Origin of the sequence: Lysinibacillus canaveralius (genome assembly GCF_047301505.1) — a bacterium.
GTDB lineage: Bacteria > Bacillota > Bacilli > Bacillales_A > Planococcaceae > Lysinibacillus_B.
In genome coordinates this window covers 4460001-4477142 of record NZ_CP154840.1, presented here as the reverse complement: position 1 = coordinate 4477142, position 17142 = coordinate 4460001, and the positions used below count along the sequence as shown (strand labels likewise).

Annotated in this window: 10 protein-coding genes, 2 rRNA genes and 1 other annotated feature; of the genes, 2 read left to right on the top strand and 10 right to left on the bottom strand. The window is 43.1% G+C overall.

The genetic code is table 11. From position 1 onward, the window contains the following. Positions 1-52: 52 nt before the first annotated feature. Positions 53-943 (bottom strand): LysR family transcriptional regulator, encoded by an 891-nt coding sequence (locus AA0Y26_RS22520; RefSeq protein WP_413364202.1) that lies wholly within the window; start codon positions 941-943, stop codon positions 53-55. A 276-nt stretch (positions 944-1219) separates the two neighbouring features. Here AA0Y26_RS22520 and AA0Y26_RS22515 point away from each other — a divergent pair, with 276 nt between their 5' ends. Beyond that, positions 1220-2533, top strand: a complete 1314-nt coding sequence (locus AA0Y26_RS22515) for a short-chain fatty acid transporter (protein ID WP_413368358.1) — start codon at positions 1220-1222, stop codon at positions 2531-2533. A 110-nt stretch (positions 2534-2643) separates the two neighbouring features. On the opposite strand, the gene AA0Y26_RS22510 is transcribed toward AA0Y26_RS22515, so the two are convergent. The 4 genes from AA0Y26_RS22510 to serS form a co-directional block, all read right to left on the bottom strand. Then, positions 2644-3717 carry a hypothetical protein gene (locus AA0Y26_RS22510; protein WP_413364201.1) on the bottom strand — a complete coding sequence of 358 codons (1074 nt, stop codon included), beginning with the start codon at positions 3715-3717 and terminating at the stop codon, positions 2644-2646. Beyond that, positions 3704-4222 (bottom strand): RNA polymerase sigma factor, encoded by a 519-nt coding sequence (locus AA0Y26_RS22505; RefSeq protein WP_413364200.1) that lies wholly within the window; start codon positions 4220-4222, stop codon positions 3704-3706. The genes AA0Y26_RS22510 and AA0Y26_RS22505 overlap by 14 nt, the downstream gene beginning before the upstream one ends. Positions 4223-4408: 186 nt before the next feature. Further along, a complete protein-coding gene (locus AA0Y26_RS22500) occupies positions 4409-4864 on the bottom strand; it encodes a GNAT family N-acetyltransferase (RefSeq protein WP_413364199.1) in 456 nt (151 codons plus the stop codon). A 60-nt stretch (positions 4865-4924) separates the two neighbouring features. After that, entirely contained in the window at positions 4925-6205 is a 1281-nt protein-coding gene (serS, locus tag AA0Y26_RS22495) for a serine--tRNA ligase (RefSeq protein ID WP_413364198.1), read from the bottom strand. An 83-nt stretch (positions 6206-6288) separates the two neighbouring features. Further along, positions 6289-6504: a binding site (T-box leader), on the bottom strand. A 113-nt stretch (positions 6505-6617) separates the two neighbouring features. Here serS and AA0Y26_RS22490 point away from each other — a divergent pair. Beyond that, the gene (locus AA0Y26_RS22490; RefSeq protein ID WP_413364197.1) at positions 6618-8024 is read left to right on the top strand and encodes a PLP-dependent aminotransferase family protein; all 1407 of its coding nucleotides are present in this window, start codon (positions 6618-6620) and stop codon (positions 8022-8024) included. Here AA0Y26_RS22490 and asnB read toward each other — a convergent pair. From asnB to AA0Y26_RS22465, 5 genes are all read right to left on the bottom strand, one after another. Further along, complete coding sequence (gene asnB / locus AA0Y26_RS22485) at positions 8003-9832, bottom strand: asparagine synthase (glutamine-hydrolyzing) (RefSeq protein WP_413364196.1); 1830 nt, start codon at positions 9830-9832, stop codon at positions 8003-8005. The genes AA0Y26_RS22490 and asnB overlap by 22 nt on opposite strands. A gap of 93 nt (positions 9833-9925) precedes the next feature. Beyond that, entirely contained in the window at positions 9926-11290 is a 1365-nt protein-coding gene (locus tag AA0Y26_RS22480; RefSeq protein WP_413364195.1) for a D-alanyl-D-alanine carboxypeptidase family protein, read from the bottom strand. A 97-nt stretch (positions 11291-11387) separates the two neighbouring features. Further along, on the bottom strand, positions 11388-12854 hold the full coding sequence (guaB, locus tag AA0Y26_RS22475) for an IMP dehydrogenase (protein ID WP_413364194.1): 1467 nt from the start codon (positions 12852-12854) through the stop codon (positions 11388-11390). Between the two features lie 1103 nt (positions 12855-13957). After that, positions 13958-14073 (bottom strand): 5S ribosomal RNA (rrf, locus tag AA0Y26_RS22470). Positions 14074-14135: 62 nt separating this feature from the next. Then, positions 14136-17064 (bottom strand): 23S ribosomal RNA (locus AA0Y26_RS22465). Between the last annotated feature and the right edge of the window lie 78 nt (positions 17065-17142).

Below are 17142 nucleotides of genomic sequence, written 5' to 3'. Positions count from 1 at the left end.
TAAAATGCTTTATTTATTAGTAAAATATATAAATAGCATAATAGTTATTCTTTTAATGAATAGTTACATTTTGCTGATGCTCTGTAAAAGCGAGAAATTCTTTTACGGCAAAAGGGAGATAGGAATCCTTCTTAGTGATAATTCCTAAATTCCAGCGCAGCTTTTCCTTTAAACTAATAATTCTTACATGTTTATTTACCTGCTTTTTATAAATCGACTTGGGCAATAGAGTAATTCCTAACTGGGAAGATACTAATTCTATTATTAAATCCCATTGAGAACTTTTATAGGTAATATTTGGAATAAACCCCATATCCCTGCACGCTTGGATGACTAGATCATGCAGTGTAAATTCCTCAGAAAACAAAATAAATTTTTCATCCTTTAGCTGAGATATAGAAATTTCATTTTCATTCGCCAATGGGTGGTTTTCATGAATAAACAATACAAATTCATCCTCAATAAAGGGCTTCATTTGAAAGAGAGACTCATTAGTTGGTAATACAACAAACCCCAAATTTACCTGTCCATTATCAACCAGTTCCCAAATCCTTTTGGCTCCTAATTCTGTTAGCTCTAATTGTACATTCGGATATTTTTCATGGAATTTCCTCGCCAGCTCCGGAAAGAAAAGTGTACCTATTAAAGGAGGAATGCCAATTTTAATACTACCTGAATGAATTTGCTTTAAATCATTTAATAGTAAAGGAATTTCATCTAAGGCAAGCATAGCCTTTTTACTCTGGTCATAGACGATTCTGCCTGCATCCGTTAAACGTACATACCGTGTTGAACGGTCTAATAATTCAACTTGAAGCAGCTCTTCTAAACGCTTAATATTTTTGCTCAAGGAAGGCTGAGAAACAAAAAGCTGCTGTGATGCTTTTGTAAAGCTTCCATGCTGTGCCACTGCTATAAAGCTTTTTAAATCTCTTAACTCCATTTCTCTTCGGTCCCCTTTTATTCAAATTTGTTATAGTAAATGACCATTTATTCATAGTATTCATAAGTTTTTGTTTATTTATTATACCTTTTTCTCTTATAAAAACCTTACCAAAGGCTGATCTATCAATGCTTTGGAGGTAACTCTATTTTCTAGTCTGAAACGTATAATGTATCGTACCATACATTCAATTTCTCGAAATATCATTTTTTTTGTCTTTTATTCTCTATTTTTTTGATTTACATTAAGTTTAGAAAAAAGCAAAGGGGGATTATGATGAAAAGGATTACTAGATTTACAAATGCACTGATGGAAAAGTATTTACCTGACCCTTATATTTTTGTAGCTATTTTAACTTTTGTTGTTGTAATTTTAGGGGTTATTTTTACAGACTCGTCGCCACTTGATATGGCCGTATATTGGGGGGATGGCTTCTGGGGGCTACTTGCATTCACAATGCAGATGGTTGTTGTACTTGCAGCGGGGCATGTTCTGGCAAACAGTCCTCTATTCAAAAAAATATTATCGGGGATTGCCTCTAAAATTAAAACCCCTTCCATGGCAATTATTATCGTCACCTTTGTGTCACTTATTGCCTGCTGGATCAACTGGGGATTTGGATTAGTAATTGGAGCGCTTTTTGCAAAGGAAATTGCACGCCAAGTGCGCAAAGTAGACTATCGCCTGCTTATTGCCAGCGCCTACTCTGGATTTGTTGTGTGGCACGGGGGATTAGCGGGCTCTGTACCGCTTTCTGTAGCAACAGAAGGTCACCCGTTTCAGAATATAATGGGCGTAGTACCGACTTCAGAAACAATTTTTACGCCGTATAACTTATTTATTGTCATTACCATCGTTGTTACATTACCATTCTTTAACCGTTTCTTAATGCCAAAAGATAAAGATGTAATTGAAGTAGATCCTGCACTTATTAAAGAAGTGGTTGAAGACTTTCCTGCGCCTGAAAATAATTTTGCTTCCATTTCAGAACGCAGCTACCTAATTACAGGTTTTATTGGACTTATCGGAGTAACATATTTAGTTTATCATTTTTCCACTAAAGGATTTTTACTTGATTTAAATATTGTTAACACCATTTTTGTCATTTTAGGTATCATCCTGCATGGCACGCCTCAGCGTTTCCTAGCTGCTGTACAGCAAGCCATTAAAACAACCGGCGGTATTGTTTTCCAATTTCCGTTTTATGCTGCCATTATGGGCATGATGACGGCTTCGGGTCTGGCAGCTGTTATGTCTGATTGGTTTATTACAATCTCAAATGATACAACATTTTATTTATTTACGTTTTATGCTGCCGGTCTTGTTAACTTCTTTGTTCCTTCAGGAGGCGGACAATGGGCAGTCCAGGCACCAATCATGCTGGATGCTGCTACAGCCATTAACGCAGACTATGCCAAAACGGCCATGGCCATTGCGTGGGGCGATGCATGGACAAATATGATTCAGCCATTCTGGGCATTGCCTGCCCTGGCAATTGCAGGATTAAAAGCAAAGGATATCATGGGCTTCTGTCTGCTAGTTCTTGTGTTTACAGGTGTTATTATCAGTATCGGGTTTTTATTCTTTTAAAACGAAGCTGTCTAGAAAGTCATAACTTTCAGGACAGCTTTATTTTAAATACATATGTGTAAGAAATTTAGACCCCTACGTTTACGCAGCGTAGAAAAGGAATATCTTTTTTATCTTGTATAAGGGAAGCCAAAGCCAAAATGATCCAGCTTGCTGCGGAATGAGCGTTCATGTGTATAAATGATTGTTTCGAGCTTCGGATAGGTTTCAAAATAGGATTGATCTAATGTCTGACCGAATATGCCGGCGCCACTAGATCCTTGAATTTTCTCATATCCTTCCCCTAAATCCAGAAGCAGTGTTTTTCCCTGTTCTGCCCATTCATAGCCGCGCAATGTCACATCAAATGTCTTCACTTCATTAAAAATAAATGGAATCAATGCACCATGCTCTGCTGCCTTATACGCCACATCATACGGTTCAATAAAAGTTGCTGTTTCATCTGACTGATAAAGTGTTAATAGCTGATCCTCCGCCGGCTCTTCCGGCATTTTGACTGGATGGTAGCCATTTATATATTGACCATCGTAAAATCCACTGCGCCATATAACTTCTAAATTTTCATCCTCTGCCTCGATACGCAGTGTCTCTGGATTTCTTCCTTCATAGTCAGCCATCAGGGCATACCAGATTTTCGTGCTGCCGGCTTCAAAAATCGCTGCATATTCATCTATCTCTACAAAGTACTGCTCAGCTGCCTGCTGCCTTACACGTTCCAGGTTGTGGTCAATAACATGCACTCTTTCCAACTGTTCGTCTGTCATCAGTCCCATGACCAGAAAAAGATTCTGCCCGCTGATGTCCATAGAGCCCCATGAAAATGAGTCAGCCGCTACTATTGGTTCTGTTTCATACCATTTTCCCTCATCGAAAGCGTAATAGCGTAGTTCGTATCCTTCCGCTGTCTGCCATATCTCCATTTGATTTTGATCTTCTAATTGCTGCTTCATTAATAATTTTTCTGCCGTTTCTTCCTCCGTCCCAACGGCCGGCTGCGGCTCTTCACTGACCGGCAGCCACAGTAAAAACAAGGCTACAGCTGCTGCCAATAGACCTGCTGTCAGAGGAAGCAGCCGGGAAACTTTTCTCTTTGGCTGTTCATCAAGCCGGCTGTTTACCTGCTGGATAATACGCGCTTTACTTTCCTCTGCATTTTGAAGCGCTCTTATTTTAGGCTTTTTCATGCATCAGCACCTCCCATTCTACATCTTTCAGCTGCTCACTCAACAGCTGTTTTCCTTTACGCAGCCTTGACTTTACTGTATTTTCCGGAATCTCCAGCAGTACAGCGATCTCTTTGATTGTCATCTCTTCCATATAAAAATAGACAATCGGTTCCCGCTGCTTTAACGGCAGCTTTAAAATAGCTTCGCCAATTATTTCTTCCTCATTGAGCTGTACAAGCGGATCTGCCTTCTCCACTTTTACGGGCAGAAATGTATACTGCAGCTGAACTTTCTTAAATGTCCAGCTCCGGAGGTAGTCTCTGCATTTATTAACCGTCATTTTCGTTAAATAGGCCCCAGCCTCTCCTTGCTCGCGGTAGCTTGACGTCTGGTAAAATTTAATAAAGACATCCTGCACAATATCCTCTGCCGTCTGGATATGGCGCACATAGTAATACGCAATACGCAATAGCTTCTCACTGTATTCATGCATCAGCTGCTGTAAATGCTGCTCCCTCTCCAACGTGTCTCTCCCCCTTTGCATTATTAACGGTGCCCGACGTGTAAAAGTTTATTTTTTAAAAAAGAGTGTCGTATTAGAGAAGCTTGGGTAAATTACCGAAATCCATATATTGCTGGCGGCAGTAAAAAGCAAGCAGTTGAACAATACTTTTTCAACTACTTGCTAAATATACTTATGAAAAATTTTTTAGCCCTCTGCTAATGCCTCTTTCTCAATTAAATCCTTCTCCATCACAATTTTATGACGGCCTTTATGATCTACAAATGTTGAAATAATATCAAAACCGCTCTTTATGTTTAAAATAATCATCGCTTTTTTCGTGTTTCGGCTGTATGTCCGTACTTTTGTGTAGCCTTTCTGCCGGCATATTTTATGCTGCTTTTCCATCAGCGCCCGTGCAATGCCTCTTCCCTGGTCATCAGGATGTACGCCTCCAAGCCAGCTGTAGAAAACACCATCTTCATGCTCATAGCCGAATTTAAACCCTGTTACCCTGCCTTTATCAAAGCTTACAAGCATAAGCAATTGAGGCTTATTCAGCTTTTCAGGCTTTAATCGATCTCCTTCAAATACACACGCATGCACAATCTGCACACCTTCCAATACATTTTCAGGGAGCTTTTTATATATGCGGATATCCAATTTCCCCACTTCCTCTTTATAAAAAAAGCCCCACATAGTGTGTGGGACCCTTTCTTTAATTTATTTTGGCGCAATTACTGTCTTGCCGCCCATATATGGTACAAGCACTTCAGGAACCTTTACAGATCCGTCAGCCTGCTGGTAGTTCTCTAAAATAGCAGCTACTGTACGGCCGATTGCCAAACCTGATCCATTTAATGTGTGGACAAATTCAGGTTTTGCACCCTGTTCACGGCGGAAGCGGATATTGGCACGACGCGCTTGGAAATCTTCAAAGTTAGAGCATGAAGAAATTTCACGGTACATATCCTGTGTCGGGAACCAAACCTCTAAGTCGTACTTCTTCGCTGCTGTAAAGCCTAAATCTGACGTATTCATAAGCAGCTTGCGGTATGGCAAGTTCAATAGTTGAAGTACTTTTTCAGCATGCCCCGTTAAAAGCTCTAATTGTTCATATGATTCTTCCGGTTTTACGAAACGAACCAATTCTACCTTATTGAATTGGTGCTGACGAATCAATCCACGTGTATCACGGCCTGCTGAACCAGCTTCAGAACGGAAGCACGTGCTGTAAGCTGCAAAGCCCTTCGGCAGCATTTCTCCATCTAGAATTTCATCACGGTAGAAGTTTGTTACCGGTACTTCAGCTGTCGGAGCCATAAAGTAATCAAGTTCTTCTAATTTGAAAACATCCTCTTCAAACTTCGGCAATTGGCCTGTCCCTGTTAAAGAATCACGGTTAATAATAACCGGCGGCAGCATTTCCTCATAACCATGCTCGTCAGAATGAAGATCCATCATAAAGCTCATCAACGCACGCTCTAAACGCGCACCAAGTCCGCGATAGAATAGGAAGCGGCTTCCTGTTACTTTACCAGCACGTTCAAAATCGACAACGCTATTTTCTGTTGCTACATCCCAATGTGGTTTTGGCTCAAATTCGAATACAGGCTTCTCACCCCATGTGTAAACTTCCACATTGTCATCTTCTGTTTCTCCGACTGGAACAGATTCATGAGGAATATTTGGCAGACGCATCATCATATATTCGAATTTCTCTTCGATTTCACGCAGCTCTGCATCCAATGCTTTAATTTCGTCGCCTAATTCACGTGTGCGAGTAATAGCTTCTGCTGCGTCTTCCTTATTGCGCTTCATAATGGCAATTTGCTCAGAAGCTTTATTTCGCTCTGCCTTTAATACCTCTGTTTTTGAGATCAATTCACGCCGCTTTTTATCCAGCTCTTCGAATTCATCGATGTTTCCTAAATCTTCGTTACGCGTCAGAAGAATTTTTTTCACTTCTTCATAATTATCGCGGACACGTTTAATATCTAACATATTTTCTACCTCCAAATGTAAATTGATAATGGGAATACTTTCATGCATCAACTCGTTAAAACACAAAAAAGCCCTCATCCCCTAAAAGGGACGAGAGCTACCCGCGTTGCCACCCTAATTGAACAGGCTAACTCGCCTGCTCCACTTATCAAATAACGGCTTTTCAACCGGCCTTAGCCTACTAAAACATTCAGCCAGGCAACTCCAGGACGGATTCACAAGTGTCTTTACCAGCTTCCACCACCCGCTGGCTCTCTAAAAAAAACGTGCTTGCTACTATTTCCCATCATCGTATTACCAATTTTAAAATTTAACCCTAATTTACTATAGCTGTTCCTATTTTGCAAGTTCTAGTTCAAGCCAATTTGTTATACTGTTGATAAAAACAGAATCAGATCAAGGGGGCTTACCAATGGAACTGCTATTTTTGACACTCGATAAAGAAGATGAAAAGCCTCTTTACGAACAGCTTTACCTCAATATAAGGCAGGCCATCATACGGCAAGACATTGCAACTGGGATGAAGCTTCCATCCAAACGCCAGCTTGGTGATTTTTTAAACATCAGCCAGACGACTGTCGAGCTTGCTTATGGACAGCTGCTCGCGGAAGGCTATATTATTTCTAAACCGCGTGTTGGCTATTTCGTAGAGGCAATTGATGAATTGCCGTATGTGGAAAAAGAAACAATCGTCGCAGGGCCTCTGAGTGATGAACCGTCCTCCTACCGATTTGACTTCTCCCCTGGGAAGATTGATGAAGCTGGATTTCCTTTTCGTCTTTGGCGTAAATATGCCAAAGACATGTATGATGAATCATCTAAGCAGCTGCTGCAGCCTGGGCACCCCCAGGGAGAATATGCATTAAGGATAGAGATTGCCCGCTATTTATACGAATCCCGTGGTATTCATTGCCTGCCAGAGCAAATTGTCATCGGCTCGGGAACAGAACAGCTGCTGCCAATGATTCTGCGTTTATTTAATAAAACGGCCAAAATTGCTTTTGAGAACCCTGGCTACTCTGCAATCCCGCATGCTCATATTCAAAGTCGCGCTATTCCGATTGCAGTAGATGAAGAAGGGCTTATTGTTGATAAACTCGAAAAGAGTGATGCAAGTCTTGTGTACATTACACCTTCCCATCAGTTCCCAACAGGTGCAGTTCTCTCTGCTACCCGCCGGACACAATTATTAAAGTGGGCTGCTCAAGAACAATCCCGTTATATCATTGAAGATGATTATGACAGTGAATTTCGTTATATCGGGAAGCCGATTCCTGCCCTTCAAGGACTAGATAAAGGGGACAATGTGATCTATATGAGCACATTTTCAAAATCGGTCATGCCCTCTTTACGTGTTGCTTATTTTGTATTGCCTCTTACTTTGCTGCCAAAGTACCGGGAAATCTTTAGTTACTATTCAGCCACGGTACCACGCTTTGACCAACATATACTCGCAAACTTCATGAGAGATGGCCACTTTTCTAAGCATTTGAACCGTATGAGGAAAATATACCGAAAAAAGCATGATAAATTGATTTCTGTTTTATCAAAGCATTATCCTGCCGTAAATATAAGTGGAGATAGTGCCGGGATGCATGTGTTATTATCAATACCTACTACACTGACGGAGAAAGAGCTACAATCTTCCGCTCAGCAGGCAAAACTTCATATCCAGCCAATAACACGCTATATATTAACACCCATTGCTTATGAGCAACCTACCTTTATCCTTGGATTTGGCGGTATTCCAATAGAAGATATAGAGGAAGCGATCCATGCGCTCATGAAAGCATTCCATTATACGAATTCTACTTTGTAATTTTTAAACCAATGATGCAGCTGCACAAAATACGCCAGCAATTGAGGACCAGCCATTAGCTGCCCGAACCAAGGCTTCTGGAATGAAGCTCCGCCTGTAGCAAGCAATTGCTGCAGCTGCTCATGGTCAAAGAGCTCATATAAGATACTAGATGAGTCAGCCAGACATTCTGCTAGTAATGTTTGAACCGCTTTTGTATAGGCAGGGTGATACGTTTTCGGGTAAGGGTTTTTCTTTCTCCATACAATTTCCTCAGGAAGCAGCCCTTCCGCTGCCTTTCTTAAAATACCCTTCTCTTGTCCCCCAACAGTTTTCATTTCCCAAGGGATATTCCATACGTATTCTACCAGCTCGTGGTCTGCAAACGGTACCCGAACCTCCAGGCTGGCTCCCATACTCATACGGTCTTTCCGTTCTAGCAGTGTCTGCATGAAAAACATATTATTTAGATAGAATAGCTGCCCTCTTTCTTTCCCTTCTTTACTTTCATCGTATAGAGCCGGCACCTCTGCAATCGCTGCTTCATATGTTTGCTGTAAAAAGCCCTCCAGGTTCAGTTTTTCACGCCATCCATTGTTTAATAATGTGTCTCTTTCTTTAATGGAGCGAATCCAAGGAAAATAATTCGTGTTCGCGAAGAACCATGGGTAGCCGCCGAACAATTCGTCCGCACATTCCCCTGATAAAGCAACGGTAAAGTCTTTTTTCATCTCCCTGCAGAATAACAGAAGCGAACTATCAATATCGGCCATGCTTGGATAGTCTTTCAGCTGCATTGCCTCTAGCAGGGCATTAACCATTGCCTCCTGCGTCAATATAATTTCATGATGCTCTGTCTGGAATCGATCACGCATCAGCTGAATCCAATAGGAATCCTGTGATACTTGAAAATCATTTTTTTGGAAAAACTTATCGCTCTCTTCGAAATCTACGGAGTAAGTGTGCAGTACTTTCCCATTCAACCGGTAATGTTCGGCTGCTACTGCAGTAATGAAGCTTGAATCCAGTCCCCCTGATAAAAACGTACATAAAGGCACATCACTGACAAGCTGCCTTTCAATCGCTCCCTGTAAGAGCGTACGAACTTGCTCTACCGTTTCTTGTTCCCCATGCGGATGAGAATGATAGGAAACATCCCAGTATCGGACCATCTTCTTTTCATTTGGCGTGATTTTCAAATAATGTGCCGGCTTAAGCTCCATAATATTTTTAAAGACTGTAGTACCTGGAATACGAGAAGGGCCAATGCTCAATAATCCTGCAAGCCCCTGCAGATCTACTTGAGGTTTTATTGTAGGATGCTTGAGAAGGGTTTTTATTTCTGAAGCAAATAATATTTCTTTATCTCTTTCTGTATAGAAGAAAGGTTTTACCCCCATCCGATCGCGGCAGATAAATAATGATTCCTCTTCCTCACACCATACAGCGAATGCAAAAATACCATTTAAATGCGTTGGACACGCTTCTTGCCATTCAATATAGGCAGCCAGCAGCACTTCTGTATCAGACGTCGTTTGGAATGTATAGCCACGTCCCTCAAGCGTTTTCCGGAGCGCATCAGTATTATACAGCTCGCCATTATAAACAATCGTATACGTGCGGTCTTCAACTGTTTTTTGCATCGGCTGACGACCACCCTCTAAATCAATGACAGCTAACCGCTGATGACCTAGTAAAGCCTTCCCGATTGCCTTAATATTCATTTCATCGGGACCTCTGTGAGCAAGTGTTGCTGTCATCTCCCTCATAACATCTGTATACTCGACTAGGCTCTGCTGCCAATTAATCCATCCTGCTATTCCACACATAGTCACACTCCTTCCCCATTAGCTTATGTTTTAGGCAAATAAAAAACACACAATCCTATTTGGAAATTGTGTGTTTCTTATTTTCATATATGACTAGAATAGACCGCCTACAAAACCAGTTACACTGCTCCATAAGCCGCCAAAGAAGCTGCCGATACCTTGGAAGAATAATGAGATGCCGCCAGCACGCTCAACATTTTCTGTTGTAACGACATCCACTGCAAGATCACTGCCATCGACAAACCCATAATCAGAACCTTCTTTACGCTCTAATACTAGTTTTCCGACAACCGTTCCTTTTTTCACTTCTCCTTCAAGCTCCTCTTTATCCAACACCAGCTTTGTTGTATATGAGCCTTGGTCGCTTGATTTCACCATAAAGGATAAATCTTCTTTTGTAGCAATGCCTACGCTATCTTCTTTCCCCTTTTTCACAGGGATTGTTTTTTGTCCTTCAATCACATAATTGGCAGGTACCATCTCTTGTTTTGAGAATTGGCCAAAACCATAATCAAATAGCTTCGCTGCTGCATCAAAACGTGCTTTATAAGAGCCTGCACCCTCTGAGTCTACAGCTTTCATTACAACAGCAATTAAACGTGTACCATTACGCTCTGCAGTCCCTGTGAAACAGTGGCCTGCAAAATCAGTCGTACCTGTCTTCAGGCCATCTACACCTGCATACTCATATACAAGGCCAGGCAGCATGAAGTTCCAGTTAGACATATTAATTGCATCTTCAGTTCCTTCACGGAATGTCTTTTTCGCAATTTTAGATGTTTCTAATACTTCTGGATGGTCCTTTAATAAATGATATGCAAGCTTTGCCATTGATTTAGCAGGCATTATATTCTCATCTTCTGCGCCTGTACCAGCAGGGTGCATACCATATAAGTTTGCATTATTTAGACCTGTTGAGTTAACGAATTTATAGCCTTCCAGCCCTAGCTCTTCTGCTTTAGCATTCATCAGCTTTAAAAACTCTGTCTCTGTTCCAGCAATTGTTTCAGCGATCGCAATTGTCGCTGCATTTGCACTGTAGATTGCCATAGCTTCATATAATTCTTGAATTGTATACGTACCGTCTGCACGAAGGGGTACATTACTTAATAATCGGTCTTGAGATACTTTATATGTATACTCTGTTACACGATATTCCTGATCCCAGGATATTGTTCCCTCTTTTATTGCATCTAATAACAAGTACTCCGTCATCATCTTTGTCATACTAGCGATGCCTAGCGAAGTATCGGCATTTTGCTCATATAATATTTTTCCTGAATCTGCATCAATTAAAATGGCTGCGTCTACCGTCAAGCCCAAATCCGTTTCCGCGCTCGCCTGTGGCATTTGTATAAACATGCTAAGCAGTAAAAGCGGAATCATTAACAAACTAACAACCTTGCCTTTTTTCTTTTTCACAAAGCTACCTCCAAATTCTTTTGTTGTCCTCGCCATTTTAACATAAACATTGTTGAGTGGGTTGTTTTCCTAATAAAAAACACTCCTTCGGCCTCAAATTTTGACGCCAAAGGAGTGTAAAAGTTCCAATTCCTTAAGAAAGAGAATAGTTAGGTGCTTCTTTTGTAATCTGCACATCATGAGGATGTGACTCACGTAAGCCTGCACCTGTCATACGAACGAATTGAGATTTTTCACGTAAATACTCTAAATCCGGGGAACCGCAGTAGCCCATACCTGCTCGGATACCACCAACTAGCTGATGAATCGTATCTGCTAAAGGCCCTTTGTAAGGAAGGCGTCCCTCAATTCCTTCTGGTACCAATTTTTTTGCATCTTCCTGGAAATAACGATCCTTTGAACCTTTTTCCATAGCGCCAAGTGAGCCCATGCCTCGGTATACTTTGAAACGGCGTCCCTGGAAGATTTCTGTTTCTCCTGGAGATTCAGAAGTACCTGCTAGAAGTGAACCAAGCATCACCACATGTCCACCTGCTGCTAATGCTTTTACAATATCACCAGAATATTTAATACCGCCATCAGCGATAATTGATTTACCGTATTCACGTGCAACTGTTGCTGCATCGTAGACCGCAGTAATCTGAGGAACTCCTACACCTGCTACAACACGTGTTGTACAGATAGAACCAGGTCCGATACCAACTTTTACAACGTCTGCCCCTGCATCATATAAAGCACGTGTGCCTTCTGCAGTAGCGACATTTCCAGCGATGATTTCAAGTTCAGGATAAGCGGCACGGATTTCTTTAATCGTGTTTAAAACTCCTTGAGAATGGCCGTGAGCTGTATCGATTACAATGATGTCTACTTGTGCTTCAACCAGCTTTTCAATACGTACCATTGTATCTTTAGATACACCTACAGCAGCTCCTACTACTAAACGGCCGTGCGTATCTTTAGCTGCATTTGGGAACTCAATAACCTTCTCGATATCCTTGATTGTAATAAGACCTGTCAGCTTCCCATCTTCGTCTACAATCGGTAATTTTTCAATTTTATGCTTTTGAAGAATTTTCTCCGCTTCTTCCAAAGTTGTACCAACAGGAACTGTAATCAAGTCTTCTTTTGTCATTACATCATCAATTTTTAAAGAGTAATCATCGATAAAACGAAGATCACGGTTTGTAATAATACCAACTAATTTTTGATCGTCCATATTATTTACGATTGGAACACCCGAAATGCGGTATTTACCCATTAAATGTTCTGCATCGAATACTTGATGCTCTGGTGTTAAGAAGAATGGATTTGTAATAACGCCATTTTCTGAACGTTTTACTTTTTCTACTTCTTCTGCTTGCTTCTCAATGCTCATGTTTTTGTGGATGATTCCAATCCCACCTTGACGAGCCATTGCAATTGCCATTTTTGATTCTGTAACTGTGTCCATTCCTGCACTTACCAATGGAATATTTAATTTAATCTTAGGCGTCAATTGAACAGATAAATCTACATCTTTTGGTAATACTTCTGAATGTGCTGGCACTAATAATACATCATCAAATGTTAAGCCCTCTTTAGCAAATTTCGTTTCCCACATTTCGAAAAATTCCTCCTACGTAAAAGAATATTATTGTAAGGTTAACAACGCCATTAGCCTACTGTCAAGAATCTTCGAAAAGAAAAACAATTCCGACTATTGTTGCCGAATACTTACATCATTTTTATATTGTTAGCTATTCTACACCCCTTTAAACAAAATAGCTACCATGCTACCTTCTCTAGAAGAAAATAGGCTTTAAAACATCATGAAAACGTTCTCAATTCTAAATAGAAAAAACTGGGGAGTAAGAAATATAGTTTATGTATACTTTATTTAACCTTAACAAAAGCGTTTGTTTTAACTAGTATGTACCGCTCTATGGCTCATTCTTTTCCTTCCAGCCAGAGCTTTGTTCTCGAAACATACAGAGAGATATAAATTCTACAGTGCTATTTTAATAAGGAGATCAATAATATTTTTATTAATATTCTTTGGAAAAGTAAAACCTAATCCGTTAAGATTAGGTTCTGATTGGGAAGTGATATCCTACTCTCACAGGGGCGCCCTCCAACTACCATCGACGCTATCGTCGCAGCGCGATGACCGGCGAATGACGGCATCATCTGCGCTCACTCTTTCAGTCACGTACAGAGTACGTTCCTTCTTTTGTTCCCTTGTTTCCTTGTCCTTCTTGGTCCTCCCACTGCTCGGGGATTACAATCCGTAGCTTTCGATTCTTTTGATAAAAAGAACCTTTCGCTTACGCGCCGGGCTCACCTTCGGTGTTTGGTGGTTGGGAGCTTTTTTGGCAATAAAAAAACTCAACCTCTACAGGTTGAGTCTGATTGCCCAGCGATGTCCTACTCTCACAGGGGCGCCTCTAACTACCATCGGTGCTGTCTTCGCAGCGCGATGACCGGCGGATGACGGCGTCATCTGCGCTCACTCTTTCAGTCACGTACAGAGTACGTTCCTTCTTTTGTTCCCTTGTTTCCTTGTCCTTCTTGGTCCTCCCACTGCTTGGGGATTACAACCCGTAGCTTTCGATTCTTTTGATAAAAAGAACCTTTCGCTTACGCGCCGGGCTCACCTTCGGTGTTTGGTGGTTGGGAGCTTTTTTGGCAATAAAAAAACTCAACCTCTACAGGTTGAGTCTGATTGCCCAGCGATGTCCTACTCTCACAGGGGGAAGCCCCCAACTACCATCGGCGCTAGAGAGCTTAACTTCCGTGTTCGGTATGGGAACGGGTGTGGCCTCTCTGCCATCATCACTAGACATATGAAAGAAGTTTATTCTTTCAAAACTGGATAAACGTTTCATTGTGCAACACACAAAATTTGGTTAAGTCCTCGACCGATTAGTATTCGTCAGCTCCATATGTCGCCATACTTCCACCTCGAACCTATCTACCTGATCGTCTTTCAGGGGTCTTACTTACTTGCGTAATGGGAAATCTCATCTTGAGGGGGGCTTCATGCTTAGATGCTTTCAGCACTTATCCCGTCCATACATAGCTACCCAGCGATGCCCTTGGCAGAACAACTGGTACACCAGCGGTATGTCCATCCCGGTCCTCTCGTACTAAGGACAGCTCCTCTCAAATTTCCTACGCCCACGACGGATAGGGACCGAACTGTCTCACGACGTTCTGAACCCAGCTCGCGTACCGCTTTAATGGGCGAACAGCCCAACCCTTGGGACCGACTACAGCCCCAGGATGCGATGAGCCGACATCGAGGTGCCAAACCTCCCCGTCGATGTGGACTCTTGGGGGAGATAAGCCTGTTATCCCCGGGGTAGCTTTTATCCGTTGAGCGATGGCCCTTCCATGCGGAACCACCGGATCACTAAGCCCGTCTTTCGACCCTGCTCGACTTGTAGGTCTCGCAGTCAAGCTCCCTTGTGCCTTTACACTCTACGAATGATTTCCAACCATTCTGAGGGAACCTTTGGGCGCCTCCGTTACCTTTTAGGAGGCGACCGCCCCAGTCAAACTGTCCGTCTGACACTGTCTCCTGCCCCGATAAGGGGCATGGGTTAGAATTTCAATACAACCAGGGTAGTATCCCACCGACGCCTCCTCCGAAGCTGGCGCTCCGGGCTCTCTGGCTCCTACCTATCCTGTACAAGTTGTACCAAAATTCAATATCAAACTACAGTAAAGCTCCACGGGGTCTTTCCGTCCTGTCGCGGGTAACCTGCATCTTCACAGGTACTATAATTTCACCGAGTCTCTCGTTGAGACAGTGCCCAGATCGTTACGCCTTTCGTGCGGGTCGGAACTTACCCGACAAGGAATTTCGCTACCTTAGGACCGTTATAGTTACGGCCGCCGTTTACTGGGGCTTCAATTCACAGCTTCGCTTGCGCTAACCGCTCCTCTTAACCTTCCAGCACCGGGCAGGCGTCAGCCCCTATACGTCACCTTACGGTTTTGCAGAGACCTGTGTTTTTGCTAAACAGTCGCCTGGGCCTATTCACTGCGGCTCTCTCGGGCTTTCACCCTACCAGAGCACCCCTTCTCCCGAAGTTACGGGGTCATTTTGCCGAGTTCCTTAACGAGAGTTCTCTCGCACACCTTAGGATTCTCTCCTCGACTACCTGTGTCGGTTTGCGGTACGGGTACCTCCCACCTCGATAGAGGCTTTTCTTGGCAGTGTGAGATCAGGAACTTCGTCCATACGGACTCGTCATCACAGCTCAACGTTACAGTGTGCGGATTTGCCTACACACACGCCTTACTGCTTGAACAGAGACAACCAACGCTCTGCTTACCCTACCCTACTGCGTCCCCCCATTTCTCAAACGGTGGGGAGGTAGTACAGGAATATCAACCTGTTGTCCATCGCCTACGCCTGTCGGCCTCGGCTTAGGTCCCGACTAACCCTGAGCGGACGAGCCTTCCTCAGGAAACCTTAGTCATACGGTGGACGGGATTCTCACCCGTCTTTCGCTACTCATACCGGCATTCTCACTTCTAACCGCTCCACCAGTCCTTCCGGTCTGACTTCAACGCAGTTAGAACGCTCTCCTACCACTGACATCAAAGATGTCAATCCACAGCTTCGGTGAATCGTTTAGCCCCGATACATTTTCGGCGCAGCGTCACTCGACCAGTGAGCTATTACGCACTCTTTAAATGATGGCTGCTTCTAAGCCAACATCCTGGTTGTCTAAGCAACGCCACATCCTTTTCCACTTAACGATTACTTTGGGACCTTAGCTGGTGGTCTGGGCTGTTTCCCTTTTGACTACGGATCTTATCACTCGCAGTCTGACTCCCGTGTATAAATATCCGGCATTCGGAGTTTGTCTGAATTCGGTAAAGCGAGATGCCCCCCTAGTCCAAACAGTGCTCTACCTCCGGTATTCTCAATCACGAGGCTAGCCCTAAAGCTATTTCGGAGAGAACCAGCTATCTCCAAGTTCGATTGGAATTTCTCCGCTACCCACACCTCATCCCCGCACTTTTCAACGTGCGTGGGTTCGGGCCTCCAGTAAGTGTTACCTCACCTTCACCCTGGACATGGGTAGATCACCTGGTTTCGGGTCTACGACCACGTACTATTTCGCCCTATTCAGACTCGCTTTCGCTGCGGCTCCGTCTTCTCAACTTAACCTCGCACGTAATCGTAACTCGCCGGTTCATTCTACAAAAGGCACGCTATCACCCATTAACGGGCTCTAACTACTTGTAGGCACACGGTTTCAGGTTCTCTTTCACTCCCCTCCCGGGGTGCTTTTCACCTTTCCCTCACGGTACTGGTTCACTATCGGTCACTAGGTAGTATTTAGCCTTGGGAGATGGTCCTCCCGGATTCCGACGGAATTTCACGTGTTCCGCCGTACTCAGGATCCACTCTGGAGGGAATGACTTTTTGGCTACAGGGCTTTTACCTGCTCTGGCGGACCTTTCCAAGTCGCTTCGCCTAAATCATTCCTTTGTAACTCCGTATAGAGTGTCCTACAACCCCAAGAGGCAAGCCTCTTGGTTTGGGCTCTTCCCGTTTCGCTCGCCGCTACTCAGGGAATCGAATTTTCTTTCTCTTCCTCCAGGTACTTAGATGTTTCAGTTCCCTGGGTCTGTCTCTAACGCGCTATGAATTCACGCGAAAGTACTGCGCGATTAAACGCAGTGGGTTCCCCCATTCGGAAATCCCCGGATCAAAGCTTACTTACAGCTCCCCGAGGCATATCGGTGTTAGTGCCGTCCTTCATCGACTCCTAGTGCCAAGGCATCCACCGTGCGCCCTTATTAACTTAACCAATAAGTTAACGCTAACTCGAAGAGTTAGACTTCAGTTTACACGTCAATTGCTTGACTTGTTTGACTCATATCTATTT

Coding starts and splice junctions, on each gene's coding strand:
- AA0Y26_RS22520 (WP_413364202.1), bottom strand. CDS start 943: ATGGAGTTAAGAGATTTAAAAAGCTTTATAGCAGTGGCACAGCATGGA.
- AA0Y26_RS22515 (WP_413368358.1), top strand. CDS start 1,220: ATGAAAAGGATTACTAGATTTACAAATGCACTGATGGAAAAGTATTTA.
- AA0Y26_RS22510 (WP_413364201.1), bottom strand. CDS start 3,717: ATGAAAAAGCCTAAAATAAGAGCGCTTCAAAATGCAGAGGAAAGTAAA.
- serS (WP_413364198.1), bottom strand. CDS start 6,205: ATGTTAGATATTAAACGTGTCCGCGATAATTATGAAGAAGTGAAAAAA.
- AA0Y26_RS22490 (WP_413364197.1), top strand. CDS start 6,618: ATGGAACTGCTATTTTTGACACTCGATAAAGAAGATGAAAAGCCTCTT.
- asnB (WP_413364196.1), bottom strand. CDS start 9,832: ATGTGTGGAATAGCAGGATGGATTAATTGGCAGCAGAGCCTAGTCGAG.
- AA0Y26_RS22480 (WP_413364195.1), bottom strand. CDS start 11,290: ATGGCGAGGACAACAAAAGAATTTGGAGGTAGCTTTGTGAAAAAGAAA.
- guaB (WP_413364194.1), bottom strand. CDS start 12,854: ATGTGGGAAACGAAATTTGCTAAAGAGGGCTTAACATTTGATGATGTA.